Here is an 18,908-nt window from a genome sequence, read left to right as displayed (position 1 = left end):
TTGCAGCCCCGGCCGGATTCCGGGGCCGTGGTCCGCACAGCCTCCCAGGGGGGAGCCGTCCGGCCCTCCATCCTCGTCCGTCCCCTGGACGCCCTGACCATCCGCCCCCGGTCCCGGCTACCCTGGCGGCGTGCGTCCTGCCCGGGGACGTTCCGTGCGAGCGTCCCGGGGCAGCGCAAAGCCGACAGCCGTCGCATCCAAAGGGAGCCCCTTCATGGCCTCGTCGCCGTCCACCCCGTCCGCCGACACCCGGACCCGTGTGTCCGCCCTCCGCGAGGCACTCGCCACCCGTGTGGTGGTGGCCGACGGGGCGATGGGCACCATGCTCCAGGCGCAGAACCCCTCACTGGACGACTTCCAGCAGCTGGAGGGGTGCAACGAGGTCCTGAACCTGACGCGGCCCGACATCGTCCGCTCGGTGCACGAGGCGTACTTCGCCGTCGGCGTCGACTGCGTGGAGACCAACACCTTCGGCGCGAACCACTCCGCCCTCGGCGAGTACGACATCCCCGAGCGCGTCCACGAACTGTCCGAGGCCGGCGCCCGGGTGGCCCGCGAGGTCGCCGACGAGTTCGCCGCCAAGGACGGCCGCCAGCGCTGGGTCCTGGGCTCCATGGGCCCCGGCACCAAGCTGCCCACCCTCGGCCACGCCCCGTACACCACCCTGCGTGACGCCTACCAGCGCAACGCCGAGGGCCTGGTCGCCGGCGGCGCCGACGCGCTGCTGGTGGAGACCACCCAGGACCTGCTGCAGACCAAGGCCGCCGTGCTCGGCGCCCGGCGCGGCCTCGACGCCCTCGGCCTGGACCTGCCCGTGATCGTGTCGGTGACGGTCGAGACGACCGGCACCATGCTGCTCGGCTCCGAGATCGGCGCGGCACTGACCGCCCTGGAACCGCTGGGCATCGACATGATCGGCCTGAACTGCGCCACCGGCCCGGCCGAGATGAGCGAGCACCTGCGCTACCTCGCCCGCCACTCCCGCATCCCCCTGTCCTGCATGCCGAACGCCGGTCTGCCCGTCCTCGGCAAGGACGGCGCCCACTACCCGCTGACGGCACCCGAGCTGGCGGACGCGCAGGAGACCTTCGTCCGCGAGTACGGCCTGTCCCTGGTGGGCGGCTGCTGCGGCACCACCCCCGAGCACCTGCGCCAGGTCGTGGAGCGGGTCCGGGACACCACCCCCACCCAGCGGGACCCCCGGCCGGAGCCGGGCGCGGCCTCGCTGTACCAGAGCGTGCCGTTCCGCCAGGACACCTCGTACCTCGCGATCGGTGAGCGCACCAACGCCAACGGGTCGAAGAAGTTCCGCGAGGCCATGCTGGCCGGCCGCTGGGACGACTGCGTGGAGATGGCCCGGGACCAGATCCGCGAGGGCGCCCACATGCTCGACCTGTGCGTGGACTACGTCGGCCGGGACGGCGTCGCCGACATGGAGGAGCTGGCCGGCCGCTTCGCCACCGCCTCCACGCTGCCGGTCGTGCTGGACTCCACCGAGGTCGACGTCATCCGGGCCGGGCTGGAGAAGCTCGGCGGCCGGGCCGTGATCAACTCGGTGAACTACGAGGACGGCGACGGCCCCGAGTCCAGGTTCGCGAAGGTCACCCGGCTGGCGCAGGAGCACGGCGCCGCGCTGATCGCGCTGACCATCGACGAGGAGGGACAGGCCCGCACCGCCGAGAAGAAGGTCGAGATCGCCGAACGGCTCATCGCCGACCTGACCGGCAACTGGGGCATCCGCGAGGAGGACATCCTCGTCGACTGCCTGACCTTCACCATCTGCACCGGCCAGGAGGAGTCCCGCAAGGACGGCATCGCCACCATCGAGGGCATCCGCGAACTCAAGAAGCGGCACCCGAAGGTGCAGACCACGCTGGGCCTGTCGAACATCTCCTTCGGCCTCAACCCGGCCGCCCGGATCCTGCTCAACTCCGTCTTCCTCGACGAGTGCGTCAAGGCCGGCCTGGACTCGGCGATCGTGCACGCCTCCAAGATCCTGCCGATCGCCCGCTTCGACGAGGAGCAGGTCACCACCGCCCTCGACCTCATCTACGACCGCCGCAGCGAGGGATACGACCCCCTCCAGAAGCTGATGGCCCTCTTCGAGGGCGCCACCGCCAAGTCGCTGCGCGCCTCCAAGGCCGAGGAGCTGGCCGCCCTCCCGCTGGACGAGCGCCTGAAGCGCCGGATCATCGACGGCGAGCGCAACGGCCTGGAAGCCGACCTGGACGAGGCCCTCACGCAGCGCCCCGCCCTGGAGATCGTCAACGAGACCCTCCTGGACGGCATGAAGGTCGTCGGCGAACTGTTCGGCTCCGGCCAGATGCAGCTGCCGTTCGTCCTCCAGTCCGCCGAGGTCATGAAGGCGGCCGTGGCCTACCTGGAGCCGCACATGGAGAAGACGGACGAAGCCGGAAAGGGCACGATCGTGCTGGCCACCGTCCGCGGCGACGTGCACGACATCGGCAAGAACCTCGTCGACATCATCCTGTCCAACAACGGCTACAACGTCGTCAACCTCGGCATCAAGCAGCCGGTCTCCGCGATCCTGGAGGCCGCCGAGGAACATCGGGCCGACGTCATCGGCATGTCCGGGCTCCTGGTCAAGTCCACGGTGATCATGAAGGAGAACCTGGAGGAGCTCAACCAGCGCGGACTGGCGGCGGACTACCCCGTCATCCTCGGCGGCGCCGCCCTCACCCGGGCCTACGTCGAGCAGGACCTGCACGAGATCTACGAGGGCGAGGTCCGCTACGCCCGCGACGCCTTCGAGGGTCTGCGCCTCATGGACGCACTGATCGGCATCAAGCGGGGCGTGCCCGGCGCGCAGCTGCCCGAACTGAGGCAGCGCCGCGTCCGCGCGGCCACCGTGGAGATCGAGGAACGGCCCGAGGAGGGGCACGTCCGCTCCGACGTCGCCACCGACAACCCGGTCCCGGAGCCCCCGTTCTGGGGCACCCGCGTCATCAAGGGCATCCAGCTCAAGGAATACGCGTCCTGGCTCGACGAGGGCGCCCTGTTCAAGGGCCAGTGGGGCCTGAAGCAGGCCCGCACCGGCGAAGGACCCACCTACGAGGAACTGGTCGAGACCGAGGGCCGGCCGCGGCTGCGCGGCCTGCTGGACCGGCTCCAGACGGAGAACCTGCTGGAGGCGGCCGTGGTCTACGGCTACTTCCCGTGCGTCTCCAAGGACGACGACCTGATCCTCCTGGACGAACAGGGCAACGAGCGCACCCGCTTCACCTTCCCCCGCCAGCGCCGCGGCCGGCGCCTGTGCCTGGCCGACTTCTTCCGCCCGGAGGAGTCCGGCGAGACCGACGTCGTCGGCCTCCAGGTCGTCACCGTCGGCTCCCGCATCGGCGAGGAGACCGCCAGGATGTTCGAGGCCAACGCCTACCGCGACTACCTCGAACTGCACGGCCTGTCCGTGCAGCTGGCCGAGGCCCTCGCCGAGTACTGGCACGCCCGCGTGCGCTCCGAACTCGGCTTCGCCGGGGAGGACCCGGCCGCGATGGAGGACATGTTCGCCCTGAAGTACCGGGGCGCCCGCTTCTCCCTCGGCTACGGCGCCTGCCCCGACCTGGAGGACCGCGCCAAGATCGCCGACCTGCTCCAGCCGGAGCGCATCGGCGTCCACCTCTCCGAGGAGTTCCAGCTGCACCCCGAGCAGTCCACGGACGCCATCGTGATCCACCACCCGGAGGCGAAGTACTTCAACGCGCGCTGACCCGTCCGTCGGCCCGCACCTCACCTGTTCGGCCGGTGTGCCCCGGGGCACACCGGCCAAACCAGGCGCTTCGGCCCCGCGCGTCGTACACTGGTCGATCCACCGCAGGCCGGTTCCCCCCGTGGGAACCGGCCTGATCGTCCCTTCAAGGAGGTACGTGGATGACCAGTACGGTCCCCGCGCTCGGAACCCGTACGGCCGAAGGCTCCGCCCTGCAGGCCGTGCTCCTGGACATGGACGGCACCCTGGTGGACACCGAGGGCTTCTGGTGGGACGTCGAGGTCGAGGTCTTCGCGGCCCTCGGCCACACCCTCGACGAGTCCTGGAGGCAGATCGTCGTCGGCGGCCCGATGAGCCGCAGCGGCCGCTTCCTGATCGAGGCCACCGGCGCCGACATCGCGCTGGCCGAGCTCACCGTGCTGCTCAACGACGGCTTCGAGCGCCGCATCGGCCGTGCCCTGCCGCTCATGCCGGGAGCGGGCCGCCTGCTGACGGAACTCTCCGCGCACGAGGTCCCCACGGCCCTGGTCTCCGCCTCGCACCGGCGCATCATCGACCTGGTGCTCAGCTCCCTGGGCCCCCAGCACTTCTCCCTCTCGGTGGCCGGTGACGAGGTACCGCGCACCAAGCCGCACCCCGAGCCCTACCTGGCCGCCGCCGCCGGACTCGGCGTGGATCCGGCCAGGTGCGCCGTCATCGAGGACACCGCGACCGGTGTCGCCTCCGCCGAGGCCGCCGGGTGCCACGTCGTGGCGGTTCCCTCCCTCGCCCCCATCACGCCCGCGCCCCGGCGCACCGTCGTGTCCTCCCTGGAAGAGGTCGACCTGGCATTTCTGCGCGGCCTGATGACGCAAATGCGCTAGGCGTTCACCCAGCGTGCAGCGTCGATAGCGGGGGAATTCCGGGAACGGGTGTGCGACCGAAGGACGGAACGCCCGCGGGGGAATTCCCGCCGCTTCGGATGGCTGAATTCCGGCAGTCGCAAGGCCCCATCTGCATGTGACGTTCGCCACGCCCTGGAGGGTCGACAGCCGCCCTCGCGTGTGCTGTTCCCCGCTCTGCGAACGTTGTCGAGGCGCCCATGTGTCCCGATTGGTGGAACGCTGCACTAATCCTTCCGCTGTCGGGTTTTCGGTGTGTCCACGCCCGGTTTCGCAGCGTGATGAGCCCTCAACTCCGGTGGCTGCGAACCCCCGTGCGGGCGCGGACTAATCTCATGCGAGAACCTCAGTCCTTACCCCCGTGTACCGCCCGCGACACCCCTGCATGCCGGATACACGGACCGACAGCTCTGGAGAAACTCGAGCATGAACCGCAAGACTTTGGTGCTGCCGGCCGTCGTCGGCCTGCTCGCGCCGGTCCTCGCCGCCTGTGGCGGGTCCGACGGCGGCAGCGGCGGCGGGGACGCGATCGTCGTCGGCACCACGGACCGGTTCAGCGTCTCGGAGGACGCGCCCGCGCCCCTCGACCCGGCGTACGCCTACGACGTGGGCCTGTGGAACGTCCTGCGTCAGACCACGCAGACCCTCATGGTGCAGCCCCGCGGCGACGGCGAACCGGTGCCCGAGGCCGCCGAGAAGTGCGGGTTCACCGACACCGGCAACGAACGGTACGCGTGCACCCTGCGGGACGGCCTGAAGTTCGCCAACGGTGACCCGATCACCGCGGAGGACGTGAAGTACTCCATCGAGCGCGCCCTGTCCATCAAGGACGAGAACGGTGTGTTCGCACTGCTGTCGACCGTCGACACCGTCGAGACGCAGGGCGACCGCGAGGTCATCTTCCACCTCAAGACGGCGGACGCCACCTTCCCGTTCAAGCTGTCCACGCCGGTCGCGGGCATCGTCAACCCGGACCAGTACCCCAAGGACAAGCTGCGCGAGGGCTTCGAACTCGACGGCTCCGGCCCGTACACCATGAAGGCCGAGGTCAAGGACAACGAGCTCACCAAGGCCGTGTTCACCAAGAACCCCAACTACAAGGGGAGCCTGAAGGTGAACAACGACAAGGTCGAGATGGTCTTCTTCGACGACGCCGAGGCCATGGGCAAGGCGCTCGAAAAGGGCGAGATCGACCTGATGACCCGTGCCATGACGCCGGACCAGATCCAGAAGCTCACCAACGCCACCGACGGCGACATCGACCTGGTCGAGGTGGCCGGCCTCGAAATCCGCTACCTGGGCTTCAACACCGACGCGCCGACCGTGAAGAACAAGGCCGTCCGCCAGGCCATGGCCCAGCTCATCAACCGCAGCGAGCTGGTGTCCGAGGTCTACGGCTCCCAGGCCGAGCCGCTGTACTCGATGGTCCCGGCCAGCATCACCGGCCACTCCAACTCGTTCTTCAACAAGTACGGCGACCCGAGCGTGAGCAAGGCCAAGTCGCTGCTGGAGGACGCGGGCGTCTCCACCCCCGTGAAGCTGACGCTGCACTACACCACCGACCACTACGGTGCCGCCACCAAGACGGAGTTCGAGCAGCTGCAGAAGCAGCTCAACGACAGCGGCCTCTTCGACGTCGACATCGACGGCAAGCCCTGGGACAAGTTCCGCCCGGCCGAACTGAAGGGCGAGTACGACGTCTTCGGCATGGGCTGGTTCCCCGACTTCCCCGACGCCGACAGCTTCCTCGCGCCGTTCCTCGACAAGGACAACACCCTCAACTCGCCGTACGCCAACAGCGAGGTCATCAACACCCTGATCCCGGAGTCCCGGCGCGAGGCCGACCGGCTGTCCGCCGCCGACAGCCTGACCAGGATCCAGGACATCATCGCCGCCGACGTGCCGATGCTGCCGCTGTGGCAGGGCAAGCAGTACGTCGCCGCCCGCGACGACATCACCGGCACCGCCTACGCCCTCAACTCCTCCTCGACCCTCCAGGTGTGGGAGCTGAGCCGTGGCGTGAGCGACTGACACACCGTCGCCCCGACACGAAGGGCGCCCTCTTCACCGAGAAGAGGGCGCCCTTCGCGCCGTGCCGCGACGACTCCTACTGCGCGCCGGGACGCACCAGCCCGCTCTCGTACGCGTACACCGCCGCCTGCACCCGGTCACGCAGACCCAGCTTCGTCAGCACATGCCCCACATGCGTCTTCACGGTGGTCTCGCTGACGAACAGGTCAGCGGCGATCTCCGCGTTGGACAGACCACGCGCCACCAGCTTCAGCACCTCCACCTCACGCTCGGTCAGCGTGTGCAGGGTGTCCGGCACCGGCTCCTCACCGGACGGCAGATGCGTGGCGTACTTGTCGAGCAGCCGGCGCGTGATGCTCGGCGCGAGCATCGCCTCCCCGGCCGCCACCACCCGGATCGCCTGCACCAGCTCGTTGGCCGGGGCGTCCTTCAGCAGGAAACCGCTGGCGCCCGCCTTCAGCGCCTCCACCACGTACTCGTCGAGATCGAACGTCGTCAGCACCAGCACCTTCGCCGGGCCGTCCCGCTCGGGGCCGGTGATCTGCCGGGTCGCCTCCACCCCGTCCATCCGCGGCATGCGGATGTCCATCAGCACCACATCGGGCTGCAGCGCCCGCACCTGGTCGAGGGCCTGGAGGCCGTCCCCGGCCTCGCCGACGACCGCGATGTCCTGCTCCGCCTCCAGAATCATCCGGAAGCCCGTACGCAGCAGCGGCTGGTCGTCGACCAGTAGGACGCGGATGGCCACGTAAGTCTCCTTCGCTAGTCCGGCCCCATTCTGCCCTGCGCCCCTGCCCCCCGACGCCCCCGGGGCGCCTCAGCCCGACCCGGCCGGCCGCACCGGCAGCGGATAGGGCGGGGGAGTGCCGCCGAACTCCGGACAGTGCGCCTGGTGGTCGCACCAGCCGCACAGCTTGGTGGGACGCGGCCGCCAGTCCCCCGTCTCCGTCGCCAGCCGGATCGCGTCCCACAGCGCCAGCAGCTTGCGCTCGACACGCTCCAGATCCGCGACCACCGGGTCGTACGTCAGCACGTCACCGCTGCCGAGATAGACCAGCTGCAGCCGCCGCGGGACGACCTTCTTCAGCCGCCACACCACCAGGGCGTAGAACTTCATCTGGAACAGCGCACCCTCGGCGTACTCCGGGCGGGGCGCCTTGCCCGTCTTGTAGTCGACGATCCGCACCTCACCCGTCGGCGCCACGTCGACCCGGTCGATGATGCCGCGCAGCCGCAGCCCCGAGTCCAGCTCCGCCTCGACGAACAGCTCCCGCTCGGCCGGCTCCAGCCTGCTCGGGTCCTCCAGGGTGAACCAGCGCTCGACGAGCCGCTCAGCATCGGTGAGCCAGCGCGCCAGCCGCTCACCGTCCGGATCGTCCGCGAACAGCTCCCCGACCTCCGGCCGGGTCTCCTTCAGCCGGTCCCACTGGCCCGGGATCAGCGCCTTCGCCCGAGGCGCCGTGCGCTCGGCCGCCGGAGCGTCGAAAAGCCGCTCCAGCACCGCGTGCACCAGCGTGCCCCTCGTCGCCGCCTCGCTCGGCTTCTCCGGCAGCCGGTCGATCACCCGGAACCGGTACAGCAGCGGGCACTGCATGAAATCGCCCGCCCGCGACGGCGAGAGCGAGGCGGGCGGCACGGCGACGGGCACCGGCGCGTCGGGCGGCGTGGCCATGGGCACGGGCGCGGCCTCCGGGGCCGCCACCACACCTGCCCGGTCCGCAACCGCCGCCGGCCCGGCCGCGACCGGCGGCTGCGCCGGCTGCGCGCCACCGCCCGCGTCCTCCGCGACACCCTCGATGCTCGTCTCCATGACCCCAGACCTTACGGCCCGCCACCGACAGCGACCCAGCCGCGGCCGCGACCGCCGTGACGCAGGGTGAGCACAGGGGTGCCGGGGCGAAACGGCGCACCACGGCCGCATACCATCGACTCGAGACCCTTCCGCCCGGCAGGCGCGGAAGACGCTTCGAACGAGGGGACACCGTGGACGTGAGCGGCGGGAGCGGGCAGCCGCGGTCCGGCAACGACGAGACGGCCGAGCACCACGCAGGGCCTGCGGACCCGGCCACCGGCTCCGCACACCCCGGAACCACGGCTCCCCGCACCCCGGGGGAACCACCCGCGGACCGCCCCCGCACGCCGGGAGCGACCCCCGCGGGCGGCAGCGCCGAGGAGACCCCGCCGCGGGACCGGGACACCGACGACGGCACCCCACCGCCGGCCGGCGCGAGCGACGGCCCCTCGCAGGAGCCGCGGCCCGGGGACGACACCCCGCCCGGCCCGCCCCCGGCCGCCGGCAGCGACCGGCCCGGCCCCTCGACCCCGGACCCCACGCCCGGCCCCAACGGCGACCGCACCCGCGCAGAGGCCGCAACCGGCCCCGGACGCCCGCCGCAGCGCCCCCCGGAGCCCGGCGGCGGCCTGCTCATGGGACGCCCGTTCGGCGTGCCCGTGTACGTCGCCCCGAGCTGGTTCCTCGTCGCCGCCCTCATCACCTGGGTGTTCGGCGGACAGCTCGACCGCGTGCTGCCCGAGCTCGGCGCCGCCCGCTACCTCGTCTCCCTCTTCTTCGCGGTCGCCTTCTACGCCTCCGTCCTCGTCCACGAACTGGCCCACACCGTCGCCGCCCTCCGCTTCAAGCTCCCGGTCCGCCGCATCCAGCTCCAGTTCTTCGGCGGCGTCTCCGAGATCGAGAAGGAGGCCGAGACCCCCGGCCGCGAATTCGTCCTGGCCTTCGTCGGCCCGCTGCTCTCCCTCGTCCTCGCCGGCGCCTTCTACCTCGCCCTGCTCCCCGTCGAGCCCGGCACCGTCCCCGGCGTCCTGCTGGCCGGCCTCATGATCTCCAACCTCATCGTCGCCGCCTTCAACCTGCTGCCCGGCCTCCCCCTCGACGGCGGCCGGATGCTGCGCGCCGTCGTCTGGAAAATCACCGGCAAGCCGATGAGCGGCACGATCGCCGCCGCCTGGGTCGGCCGGGCCCTCGCCGTCTCCGTCCTGATCGGCCTGCCGCTGCTCACCCAGTCCGGAGCCCTCGGCTCCGCCGCCGAGGACAGCATCGGCATGGACACCGTCATGGACGCCCTGCTCGCCGCCATCCTCGCCGCCATCATCTGGACCGGCGCCGGGAACAGCCTGCGCATGGCCCGCCTGCGCGAACACCTCCCCGAACTGCGCGCCCGCACCCTCACCCGGCGCGCGGTCCCCGTCCCCGCCGACACCCCGCTCTCCGAGGCCCTGCGCCGCGCCAACGCCTCCGGGGCCCGCGCCCTGGTCGTCGTCGACCACGAAGGCACCCCCGTCTCCCTCGTCCGCGAGGCCGCCATCGTCGGCGTACCCGAGCACCGCCGCCCCTGGGTCCCGGTCAGCGGCCTCGCCCAGGACCTCACCGACGGCATGCGCGTCTCGGCCGAGCTGTCCGGGGAGGAACTCCTCGACGCCCTCCGCGCGACCCCCGCCACCGAGTACCTCGTCGTCGAGGAGACCGGCGAGATCTACGGCGTCCTGTCCGCCGCCGACGTCGAGCGCGCCTTCGTCAAGGCCATGGCCCGCCCCTCCTGACCGCCCACATGGTCGGCGGCCCCGCCCAGGACCGGTAGGCTGGTCACATGTCCGAACCGACCGGTGCCGCCCGCAGGCGCGGGCCCTTCAAGGTCGGGGACCAGGTACAGCTGACCGACCCCAAGGGCCGCCACTACACGTTCACGCTCGAGGCCGGGAAGAACTTCCACACCCACAAGGGTTCCTTCCCGCACGACGAACTGATCGGTGCTCCCGAGGGCAGCGTTGTCCGCACCACCGGTAACGTCGCCTACCTCGCGCTGCGCCCCCTGCTCCCCGACTACGTCCTGTCCATGCCCCGCGGGGCAGCCGTCGTCTACCCGAAGGACGCGGGGCAGATCCTCGCCTTCGCCGACATCTTCCCCGGCGCACGCGTCGTCGAGGCCGGCGTGGGCTCCGGCTCGCTCAGCAGCTTCCTGCTGCGCGCCATCGGCGACCAGGGCATGCTGCACTCCTACGAGCGCCGCGAGGACTTCGCCGAGATCGCCCAGCAGAACGTGGAGCGCTACTTCGGCGGCCCGCACCCCGCCTGGCAGCTCACCGTCGGCGACCTCCAGGACAACCTGTCCGACACCGACGTCGACCGCGTCATCCTCGACATGCTCGCCCCCTGGGAGTGCCTGGAGGCCGTCTCCAAGGCACTCGTGCCCGGCGGCATCCTGTGCTGCTACGTCGCCACCACCACCCAGCTCGCCCGGACCGTGGAGTCCATCCGCGAGATCGGCTGCTTCAACGAGCCGACCGCCTGGGAGACGATGATCCGCAACTGGCACATCGAGGGCCTGGCCGTCCGCCCGGACCACCGGATGATCGGCCACACCGGCTTCCTGCTCACCGCCCGACGCCTCGCCGACGGCGTCGAGCCGCCCATGCGCCGCCGCCGCCCCGCCAAGGGCGCCTACGGCGAGGACTACGCCGGCCCCAACGCCGACGGAGGCTCCGGCCGCTGAGGCGGTCCCCGCACCCCAGCCAACGCACAGGCGCCGTGGCAGAGTTCCCGGGGACGTCCCGGAACTCGGCCACGGCGCCGTCGCGTTGGCGCGGCACCGGCGGCGCCCGGGACGGCCGCCCCGGTACCCACCCCGCCGTTCCCCCGCACTGTGACGTGTGGCACGATGCTGGCCACCCCCACCGGCACAGCCCTCACAGGAGACACTCCTCGTGCAGCACCCCGCCGTTCCGGACCTGTCGCACACCCACACCCGACCGATCCACTGGGTCGCCACCGCCACGGCTCTCGCCGGCGTCGTGGCCCTGTCCTCGGTCCTCCAGCCCGACGCCGCGACGGCCGCGCAGACCGCCGCTCCCAAGACGAAGAGCGCCCCGGCACACATCGCACCACCCGACCCCTCGGCCGTCGCCTTCCCCCTGGAATGCGGCCCGGTCGAGGCGGTGGTGCAGAAGAAGGCCTCCGGCGACCTCGACGGCGACGGCCGGCCCGAGACGGTGGCGGTCGTGCACTGCGACGCCCCCATGGGCACCCCGCCCGACGGCGTCTACGTCCTGACCCGGGACCCCGACGGCGGCAAGCCCCGGGTCGTGGCCACGCTCGTGAAACCCGGGGAACGGCGGACGGTCACCGACTTCTCCGTGCGCGGCGGCGCCGTCCACGCCACCCTCCTCGGCTACTCGTCGGCCGACGTGCCCAGTTGCTGCCCCGACGTGACGGACGACGTGAAATGGCGGTGGGACAACGGCACGTTCGTCCGCGTCACGCCGTCCCAGGCCCGCACCGTGTGACCCACCACCCCGCCCCCGAGGTGTGGCACATCAGACAACGGTCACACTGCGTACGCGAAGAGTCACAGTTGAGTCACTCTGCGTCCGGGCCGTACACCTCGGCCCTGTCCGAAACACGACGTACGTGGATGCACTCTCCGGGACATTCCCTCGCGGAGTCGATCACGTCCGTGAGAAGCGGCAGCGGTACGGGCGTTGCCGCCCCCTTCTCCTGCAGGAGCTCGTCGTCCGCGCCCTTGACATAGGCCAGACCGTCGATGTCCAGCTCGAACACCTCGGGCGCGTACTGGGCGCAGATGCCGTCGCCGGTACACAGGTCCTGGTCGATCCAGACCTCCAGCGCCTCGCCGCCGACTCCGGCCTCCTGCTGCACGGTCATCTCTCCTGCCGTTTCCTGCGTCGAACCGGTCGGGAATCCGGCCAGCTCTGACGGGTGTTGAACACTTCGACCCTACCTCCGGCTGGGTTCCACTCACGTTCCGTGGGTATTCCCCTGGCGTGAGGGAGAGCGCAAGGGTGAAGATCGGACACACCCCGACAGTCTTTGTGATCTAGGGGTTTCAATCGACACCCACCCAGGTAGGGTCTGGAAGCGTCCAGCTCCCCTTGGAGGAGGTGAGGACCGTGGCAGCCCACGACGACGACATGAACCGCGGCATCCGCCCGGGACGCGGGTCCGACGACCCGGCCGGGCAGGTGGCCTACCTTGAGCAGGAGATCGCCGTCCTGCGACGCAAGCTCGCCGACTCTCCGCGGCACACGAGAATTCTCGAAGAGCGGATCGTCGAGCTGCAGACCAACCTGGCCGGCGTATCCGCACAGAACGAGCGACTCGCCAACACGCTCCGTGAGGCCCGCGACCAGATCGTGGCCCTCAAGGAGGAGGTCGACCGGCTGGCGCAGCCGCCGGCGGGCTTCGGCGTCTTCCTGCAGGCGAACGAGGACGGCACCGCCGACATCTTCACCGGCGGCCGCAAGCTCCGGGTGAACGTCAGCCCGAGCGTCGAGCTCGACGAGCTCCGGCGCGGCCAGGAAGTGATGCTCAACGAAGCACTCAACGTGGTCGAGGCCATGCACTTCGAGAGCGTCGGCGACATCGTCACCCTCAAGGAGATCCTGGAGGACGGCGAGCGCGCCCTGGTACTGGGGCACACCGACGAGGAACGGGTGGTACGGCTCGCCGAGCCGCTGCTGGACGTGACCATCCGCCCCGGCGACGCCCTGCTGCTCGAACCCCGCTCCGGCTACGTCTACGAGGTCGTCCCCAAGAGCGAGGTCGAAGAACTCGTCCTCGAAGAGGTCCCCGACATCGGCTACGAGCAGATCGGCGGCCTGGGCAACCAGATCGAGATGATCCGCGACGCGGTAGAGCTGCCCTACCTCTACCCGGACCTGTTCAAGGAGCACGAGCTGCGCCCGCCCAAGGGCGTCCTGCTCTACGGCCCCCCCGGATGCGGCAAGACGCTGATCGCCAAGGCGGTCGCCAATTCTCTGGCCAAGAAGGTCGCCGAGGTCACGGGCCAGGCGGCCGGCAAGAGCTTCTTCCTGAACATCAAGGGCCCCGAGCTGCTCAACAAGTACGTCGGCGAGACCGAGCGGCAGATCCGCCTGGTCTTCCAGCGGGCCCGGGAGAAGGCCAGCGAGGGCACCCCCGTCATCGTCTTCTTCGACGAGATGGAATCCCTCTTCCGCACCCGCGGCTCCGGCGTCAGCTCGGACGTGGAGAACACCATCGTCCCGCAGCTGCTCGCCGAGATCGACGGTGTGGAGGGCCTGCAGAACGTGGTCGTGATCGGCGCCTCCAACCGCGAGGACATGATCGACCCCGCCATCCTGCGGCCCGGCCGGCTCGACGTGAAGATCAAGATCGAGCGTCCGGACGCCGAAGCGGCCAAGGACATCTTCGGCAAGTACCTCACCGAACGCCTCCCGCTCCACGTGGACGACCTCGCGGAGCACGACAAGGACAAGGCGGCCACCGTCCAGAGCATGATCCAGACGGCGGTGGAACAGATGTACGCCGAAACCGAGGAGAACCGCTTCCTGGAGGTCACCTACGCAAACGGCGACAAGGAAGTCCTCTACTTCAAGGACTTCAATTCCGGCGCCATGATCGAGAACATCGTCGGACGCGCCAAGAAAATGGCGATCAAGGACTTCCTCGAAAAGAATCAGAAGGGCCTCCGGGTCTCCCACCTCCTCCAGGCATGCGTGGACGAGTTCAAGGAGAACGAGGACCTGCCCAACACCACCAACCCGGACGACTGGGCCCGCATCTCCGGCAAGAAGGGCGAGCGGATCGTGTACATCCGTACGCTCGTCACCGGAAAGCAGGGCGCGGACACCGGACGCTCCATCGACACGGTGGCGAACACCGGTCAGTACCTGTAAAAGGCGGGGCGGCTGCGGGTGCCCTCGGCGGGTACCCGCAGCCGACTGTTTTCCGGAGCCCCGGCTGGAGCAAGGCAATGACGCAAATGATCTCCCCACCAGCGCAAAGGCGTTCTAGGCTCTTCCGTACCGCCGAGTCGCGCAGTGCGGGGACGGGCACCGCACACGCACGGGAGCGCCAGCGGTACTTGAGCGGCGCCCACGACCGAGGGCGCCGCCGGGCAAGGAGGGCCGCATGACCGTACGGCGAGTAATGGGCATCGAGACGGAGTACGGGATCTCCGTCCCCGGTCACCCCAACGCCAATGCCATGCTCACCTCGTCCCAGATCGTCAACGCCTACGCGGCGGCGATGCACCGGGCCCGCCGGGCCCGCTGGGACTTCGAGGAGGAGAACCCGCTGCGGGACGCGCGAGGCTTCGACCTCGCCCGTGAGGCCGCCGACGCCAGCCAGCTCACCGACGAGGACATCGGCCTGGCCAACGTGATCCTCACCAACGGAGCACGGCTCTACGTCGACCACGCCCACCCCGAGTACAGCGCCCCGGAGGTCACCAACCCGCGCGACGCCGTGCTGTGGGACAAGGCCGGCGAGCGCATCATGGCCGAGGCCGCCGAGCGGGCCGCCCAGCTGCCCGGCGCCCAGCCGATCCACCTCTACAAGAACAACACCGACAACAAGGGCGCCTCCTACGGCACGCACGAGAACTACCTGATGAAGCGGGAGACCGCCTTCTCGGACATCGTGCGCCACCTGACCCCGTTCTTCGTCTCCCGCCAGGTCTTCGCCGGCGCCGGCCGCGTCGGCATCGGCCAGGACGGGCACGAGCACGGCTTCCAGCTCAGCCAGCGCGCGGACTACTTCGAGGTCGAGGTGGGCCTGGAGACGACGCTGAAGCGGCCCATCATCAACACGCGCGACGAACCGCACGCGGACGCCGAGAAGTACCGGCGGCTGCACGTGATCATCGGCGACGCGAACCTGTCGGAGATCTCGACGTACCTGAAGCTGGGCACGACGGCCCTGGTCCTGTCGATGATCGAGGACGGCTTCATCGCCGTGGACCTGGCGGTCGACCAGCCCGTACGGACCCTGCACCAGGTCTCCCACGACCCGAGCCTCAAGCGTCTGGTCACCCTCCGCAGCGGACGCACGCTCACCGCGGTACAGCTCCAGATGGAGTACTACGAGCTGTCCCGCAAGTACGTGGAGGAACGCTACGGCGCCGACGCCGACGAACAGACCAAGGACGTCCTGTCCCGCTGGGAGGACACCCTCAACCGCCTGGAGAACGACCCCATGAGCCTGGCCGGCGAGCTGGACTGGGTCGCCAAGCGGGAGCTGATGGAGGGCTACCGGCGCAGGGACGGCGTCGACTGGGACGCGGCCAGGCTGCACCTGGTGGACCTCCAGTACGCCGACGTACGGCCCGACAAGGGCCTGTACAACCGTCTCGCGGCCCGCGGGCGCATCAAGCGGCTGCTGGACGAGGCGGAGGTCGAGCGGGCCCGTACGAAGCCGCCGGAGGACACCAGGGCGTACTTCCGCGGGCGCTGCCTGGAGCAGTACGCGGACGACGTCGCGGCGGCCTCCTGGGATTCGGTGATCTTCGATCTGCCGGGCCGGGACTCGCTCCAGCGCGTGCCAACCCTGGAACCGCTTCGCGGAACGCGTAATCACGTGAAGGAGCTCCTGGACCGCTGCCGCACGGCGGAAGACCTGGTCAAGGTCCTGTCCGGAGGGTGAGCGGGGCGCGCGGGTACGCGCGAGAAGTCGGCCGGACAGGGTGGAAATCCCCGGGTCCGGGAATCATCGAGGTGGCCCCCGTACGTTGGAGAAACTGCGGGGCCATTGTCGGACCCGGCTTGTAGGGTCTGATCTTGACCGAGCAACTGTGTCGGGCGAACCGAGCGGGGTGAGGGTTATGGCGACCAAGGACACCGGCGGCGGGCAGCAGAAGGCCACGCGGTCCACGGAGGAGGTCGAGGAGCAGGCGCAGGACGCGCAGGCCGCGGAGGACCTCAAGGAGCGCCAGGAGAAACTGAGCGACGACGTGGACTCCGTCCTGGACGAAATCGACGACGTACTCGAAGAGAACGCTGAGGATTTCGTGAGGTCCTTCGTTCAGAAGGGTGGAGAGTGATTTCGCCTTCGTTTCGAAGGTGAGATCGGGGGATCCTCGGGGTGATCGAAGAGTCTGAGCTGAGGCGTTGTTCGCGGTGCAAGCAATACCTGCCCCGGACGGCCTTCGCCAGCAATAGGTCCATGCCCGACGGCCTCCAGGCGTACTGCCGGCAGTGCTCCGCCGAGTACTACCGGCAGCGCCAGGAGGCCAAGGGGAAGAAGGTGCGGGAGAAGGTTGCCGTCCCCCCAGGGCATAAGCGGTGCCCGCAGTGCGGCAATGTGAAGCCGCACTCCGAGTGGGAGCGGAACAAGTCGTCCTCTGACGGCTGGGCGAGCTACTGCCGTGGGTGCCGTGCGGAGCGGAACAGAGCCAGCTACTTCAAGCGCAAGTACGGCCTCACCGAGGCGGAGCGTGATGAGTTGATCGCTGCGCAGCATGGCGTCTGCTGTATATGTCTGTCGGCTCCACCGGAGCATGTGGATCACTGCCATGAGACGGGTAGGGTCCGTGGCGTACTGTGCTTCAGCTGTAACGCAGCCCTTGGGCAGTTCAAGGATCGGCCCGATGCCATAAGGCGGGCTGCCGCATACGTGGAAGGAATCGCGTGGAAGCCAACACTCGTAGCACCGGGCGTCTACCAGCTGCCTTCCTGACGCCTGGCTCCTCTTCGTTCATGGACTTCCTCGGGGAGCACCAGCCGGAGCTGCTCCCCGGCAACCGGCAGCTGCCGCCGGTGCAGGGCGTGATCGAGGCGCCGCACGGCACGACGATCGTGGCCGTGACGTTCCCCGGCGGTGTCGTGCTGGCCGGTGACCGCCGGGCGACGATGGGCAATGTCATCGCGCAGCGGGACATCGAGAAGGTCTTCCCGGCCGATGAGTACTCGGCCGTGGGCATCGCCGGTACGGCGGGTCTGGCCGTGGAGATGGTGAAGCTGTTCCAGCTGGAGCTGGAGCACTTCGAGAAGGTCGAGGGCGCGCAGCTGTCGCTGGAGGGCAAGGCGAACCGGCTGTCGACGATGATCCGGTCGAACCTGGGCATGGCGATGCAGGGGCTGGCCGTGGTGCCGCTGTTCGCGGGGTACGACCTGGACCGTGGTGACGGCCGGATCTTCTCGTACGACGTGACGGGCGGTCGGTCGGAGGAGCAGGGCTTCGCGGCCACGGGCTCCGGGTCGATCTTCGCGCGCGGTGCGATGAAGAAGCTCTTCCGGAAGGACCTGACGGAGGCCGAGGCCACGACGTTGGTGGTGCAGGCCCTGTACGACGCGGCTGACGACGACTCGGCGACGGGTGGTCCCGATGTCGCCCGCCGGATCTACCCGATCATCACCGTGATCACCGAGGACGGCTTCCGCCGGCTGACGGAGGACGAGTCCTCCGAGCTCGCCCGTGCGGTCCTGGAGCGGCGGCTGGAGCAGCCGGACGGTCCGCGGGCGGCGCTGCTGTAGCGGGCGCGGCGCGGTTGCTTTTGTTGTCAGGTGGTCCAGTGACTTCGACAGAAAGGGACGGATAACCGGTGTCGACGCCGTTCTATGTCTCACCCCAGCAGGCCATGGCCGACCGGGCGGAGTACGCCCGCAAGGGCATCGCCCGAGGCCGCAGCCTGGTCGTGCTGCAGTACGCCGACGGCATTGTGTTCGTCGGTGAGAACCCGTCCCGTGCGCTGCACAAGTTCAGCGAGATCTACGACAGGATCGGTTTCGCGGCCGCCGGCAAGTACAACGAGTACGAGAACCTGCGGATCGGTGGCGTGCGCTATGCCGACCTGCGGGGTTACACCTACGACCGTGACGATGTGACGGCGCGGGGCCTGGCGAACGTGTATGCGCAGACGCTGGGCACGATCTTCTCCAGCCAGGCGGAGAAGCCTTACGAGGTGGAGTTGGTGGTCGCCGAGGTCGGGGAGAGTCCCGAGAGCGACCAGATCTACCGGTTGCCGCACGACGGTTCGATCGTGGACGAACACGGGTCGGTGGCGGTCGGGGGCAACGCGGAGCAGATCAGCGGCTATCTGGATCAGCGGCACCGGGACGGTATGACGCTGGCGGAGGCGCTGAAGCTGGCGGTGCAGGCGCTGTCCCGGGACACGAATGGCAGTGAGCGGGAGATTCCGGCGGAGCGGCTGGAGGTCGCGGTGCTGGACCGTACGCGTCCGCAGAAGCGGAAGTTCAAGCGGATCGTGGGGCGCCAGCTGGCGCGGCTACTGGAGTCGGGCTCTGCCGAGGGGGCTGCTGCGGAGGTTTCGGGGGAGGACGAGGAGGAGTAGCAGCGGCGGGTGCCTGCGGCGGCCTGTGCTGTTTCGGTGGGGGTGCGTGTAGCGCGTTCGGTTGTGTTGCGGGTCGGGGCCGTGCCGGGGGGTGTCCGTCCTCGGAACGGCGCGGAATCGGTCGGTGACCAAGTGACTGGCGTTGACGCGCCAACCGCTGCGGGCGGACACCCCCCGACACGTCCC

15 protein-coding genes are annotated in these 18,908 nt (G+C 69.8%); 12 read left to right on the top strand and 3 right to left on the bottom strand.

The window, feature by feature from the left end:
* Positions 1-214 precede the first annotated feature (214 nt).
* The 3 genes from metH to H0H10_RS10605 all read left to right on the top strand — a co-directional run bounded on the left by metH (position 215) and on the right by H0H10_RS10605 (position 6,639).
* Positions 215-3,727, top strand: a complete 3,513-nt coding sequence (gene metH / locus H0H10_RS10615) for a methionine synthase (RefSeq protein ID WP_188180624.1) — start codon at positions 215-217, stop codon at positions 3,725-3,727.
* 161 nt (positions 3,728-3,888) lie between these two features.
* The gene (locus tag H0H10_RS10610) at positions 3,889-4,590 is read left to right on the top strand and encodes an HAD family hydrolase (protein ID WP_188180623.1); all 702 of its coding nucleotides are present in this window, start codon (positions 3,889-3,891) and stop codon (positions 4,588-4,590) included.
* A gap of 444 nt (positions 4,591-5,034) precedes the next feature.
* Complete coding sequence (locus H0H10_RS10605) at positions 5,035-6,639, top strand: ABC transporter substrate-binding protein (protein WP_188180622.1); 1,605 nt, start codon at positions 5,035-5,037, stop codon at positions 6,637-6,639.
* Between the two features lie 76 nt (positions 6,640-6,715).
* On the opposite strand, the gene H0H10_RS10600 is transcribed toward H0H10_RS10605, so the two are convergent.
* Together H0H10_RS10600 and H0H10_RS10595 are read right to left on the bottom strand one after the other, a co-directional pair.
* Entirely contained in the window at positions 6,716-7,387 is a 672-nt protein-coding gene (locus tag H0H10_RS10600) for a response regulator (RefSeq protein ID WP_188180621.1), read from the bottom strand.
* A gap of 69 nt (positions 7,388-7,456) precedes the next feature.
* Positions 7,457-8,449: a RecB family exonuclease gene (locus tag H0H10_RS10595; protein WP_188180620.1), complete on the bottom strand. Its 993-nt coding sequence runs from the start codon at positions 8,447-8,449 to the stop codon at positions 7,457-7,459.
* Positions 8,450-8,622: 173 nt separating this feature from the next.
* Here H0H10_RS10595 and H0H10_RS10590 point away from each other — a divergent pair, with 173 nt between their 5' ends.
* The 3 genes from H0H10_RS10590 to H0H10_RS10580 all read left to right on the top strand — a co-directional run bounded on the left by H0H10_RS10590 (position 8,623) and on the right by H0H10_RS10580 (position 11,937).
* The gene (locus H0H10_RS10590; RefSeq protein WP_188180619.1) at positions 8,623-10,197 is read left to right on the top strand and encodes a site-2 protease family protein; all 1,575 of its coding nucleotides are present in this window, start codon (positions 8,623-8,625) and stop codon (positions 10,195-10,197) included.
* A 47-nt stretch (positions 10,198-10,244) separates the two neighbouring features.
* Positions 10,245-11,147: a tRNA (adenine-N1)-methyltransferase gene (locus tag H0H10_RS10585; RefSeq protein ID WP_067031713.1), complete on the top strand. Its 903-nt coding sequence runs from the start codon at positions 10,245-10,247 to the stop codon at positions 11,145-11,147.
* A 211-nt stretch (positions 11,148-11,358) separates the two neighbouring features.
* A complete protein-coding gene (locus H0H10_RS10580; protein WP_188180618.1) occupies positions 11,359-11,937 on the top strand; it encodes a hypothetical protein in 579 nt (192 codons plus the stop codon).
* A gap of 73 nt (positions 11,938-12,010) precedes the next feature.
* Here H0H10_RS10580 and H0H10_RS10575 read toward each other — a convergent pair whose 3' ends face one another.
* Positions 12,011-12,316 carry a ferredoxin gene (locus H0H10_RS10575; RefSeq protein WP_188180617.1) on the bottom strand — a complete coding sequence of 102 codons (306 nt, stop codon included), beginning with the start codon at positions 12,314-12,316 and terminating at the stop codon, positions 12,011-12,013.
* A 245-nt stretch (positions 12,317-12,561) separates the two neighbouring features.
* Between H0H10_RS10575 and arc the strand changes: the two genes are divergently transcribed.
* From arc to prcA, 6 genes are all read left to right on the top strand, one after another.
* Positions 12,562-14,328 (top strand): proteasome ATPase, encoded by a 1,767-nt coding sequence (gene arc, locus H0H10_RS10570; RefSeq protein ID WP_188180616.1) that lies wholly within the window; start codon positions 12,562-12,564, stop codon positions 14,326-14,328.
* Positions 14,329-14,563: 235 nt separating this feature from the next.
* Complete coding sequence (gene dop / locus H0H10_RS10565; protein WP_365652349.1) at positions 14,564-16,075, top strand: depupylase/deamidase Dop; 1,512 nt, start codon at positions 14,564-14,566, stop codon at positions 16,073-16,075.
* Between the two features lie 178 nt (positions 16,076-16,253).
* Positions 16,254-16,472 carry a ubiquitin-like protein Pup gene (locus H0H10_RS10560; RefSeq protein ID WP_030879180.1) on the top strand — a complete coding sequence of 73 codons (219 nt, stop codon included), beginning with the start codon at positions 16,254-16,256 and terminating at the stop codon, positions 16,470-16,472.
* Positions 16,473-16,594: 122 nt separating this feature from the next.
* Positions 16,595-17,107, top strand: a complete 513-nt coding sequence (locus tag H0H10_RS10555; RefSeq protein ID WP_188180615.1) for an endonuclease VII domain-containing protein — start codon at positions 16,595-16,597, stop codon at positions 17,105-17,107.
* A complete protein-coding gene (gene prcB / locus H0H10_RS10550) occupies positions 17,059-17,904 on the top strand; it encodes a proteasome subunit beta (RefSeq protein WP_188180614.1) in 846 nt (281 codons plus the stop codon). The genes H0H10_RS10555 and prcB overlap by 49 nt, the downstream gene beginning before the upstream one ends.
* Before the next feature lie 68 nt (positions 17,905-17,972).
* Positions 17,973-18,722: a proteasome subunit alpha gene (gene prcA / locus H0H10_RS10545; protein WP_188180613.1), complete on the top strand. Its 750-nt coding sequence runs from the start codon at positions 17,973-17,975 to the stop codon at positions 18,720-18,722.
* Positions 18,723-18,908: the final 186 nt, after the last annotated feature.

The sequence above is a fragment of the Streptomyces griseicoloratus genome (assembly GCF_014534645.1).
GTDB classification, from domain to species: domain Bacteria; phylum Actinomycetota; class Actinomycetes; order Streptomycetales; family Streptomycetaceae; genus Streptomyces; species Streptomyces griseicoloratus.
This window is presented reverse-complemented; position numbering and strand designations above follow the sequence as displayed.

Coding starts and splice junctions, on each gene's coding strand:
- metH (WP_188180624.1), top strand. CDS start 215: ATGGCCTCGTCGCCGTCCACCCCGTCCGCCGACACCCGGACCCGTGTG.
- H0H10_RS10610 (WP_188180623.1), top strand. CDS start 3,889: ATGACCAGTACGGTCCCCGCGCTCGGAACCCGTACGGCCGAAGGCTCC.
- H0H10_RS10605 (WP_188180622.1), top strand. CDS start 5,035: ATGAACCGCAAGACTTTGGTGCTGCCGGCCGTCGTCGGCCTGCTCGCG.
- H0H10_RS10595 (WP_188180620.1), bottom strand. CDS start 8,449: ATGGAGACGAGCATCGAGGGTGTCGCGGAGGACGCGGGCGGTGGCGCG.
- H0H10_RS10585 (WP_067031713.1), top strand. CDS start 10,245: ATGTCCGAACCGACCGGTGCCGCCCGCAGGCGCGGGCCCTTCAAGGTC.
- H0H10_RS10575 (WP_188180617.1), bottom strand. CDS start 12,316: ATGACCGTGCAGCAGGAGGCCGGAGTCGGCGGCGAGGCGCTGGAGGTC.
- dop (WP_365652349.1), top strand. CDS start 14,564: ATGACCGTACGGCGAGTAATGGGCATCGAGACGGAGTACGGGATCTCC.
- H0H10_RS10560 (WP_030879180.1), top strand. CDS start 16,254: ATGGCGACCAAGGACACCGGCGGCGGGCAGCAGAAGGCCACGCGGTCC.
- H0H10_RS10555 (WP_188180615.1), top strand. CDS start 16,595: ATGCCCGACGGCCTCCAGGCGTACTGCCGGCAGTGCTCCGCCGAGTAC.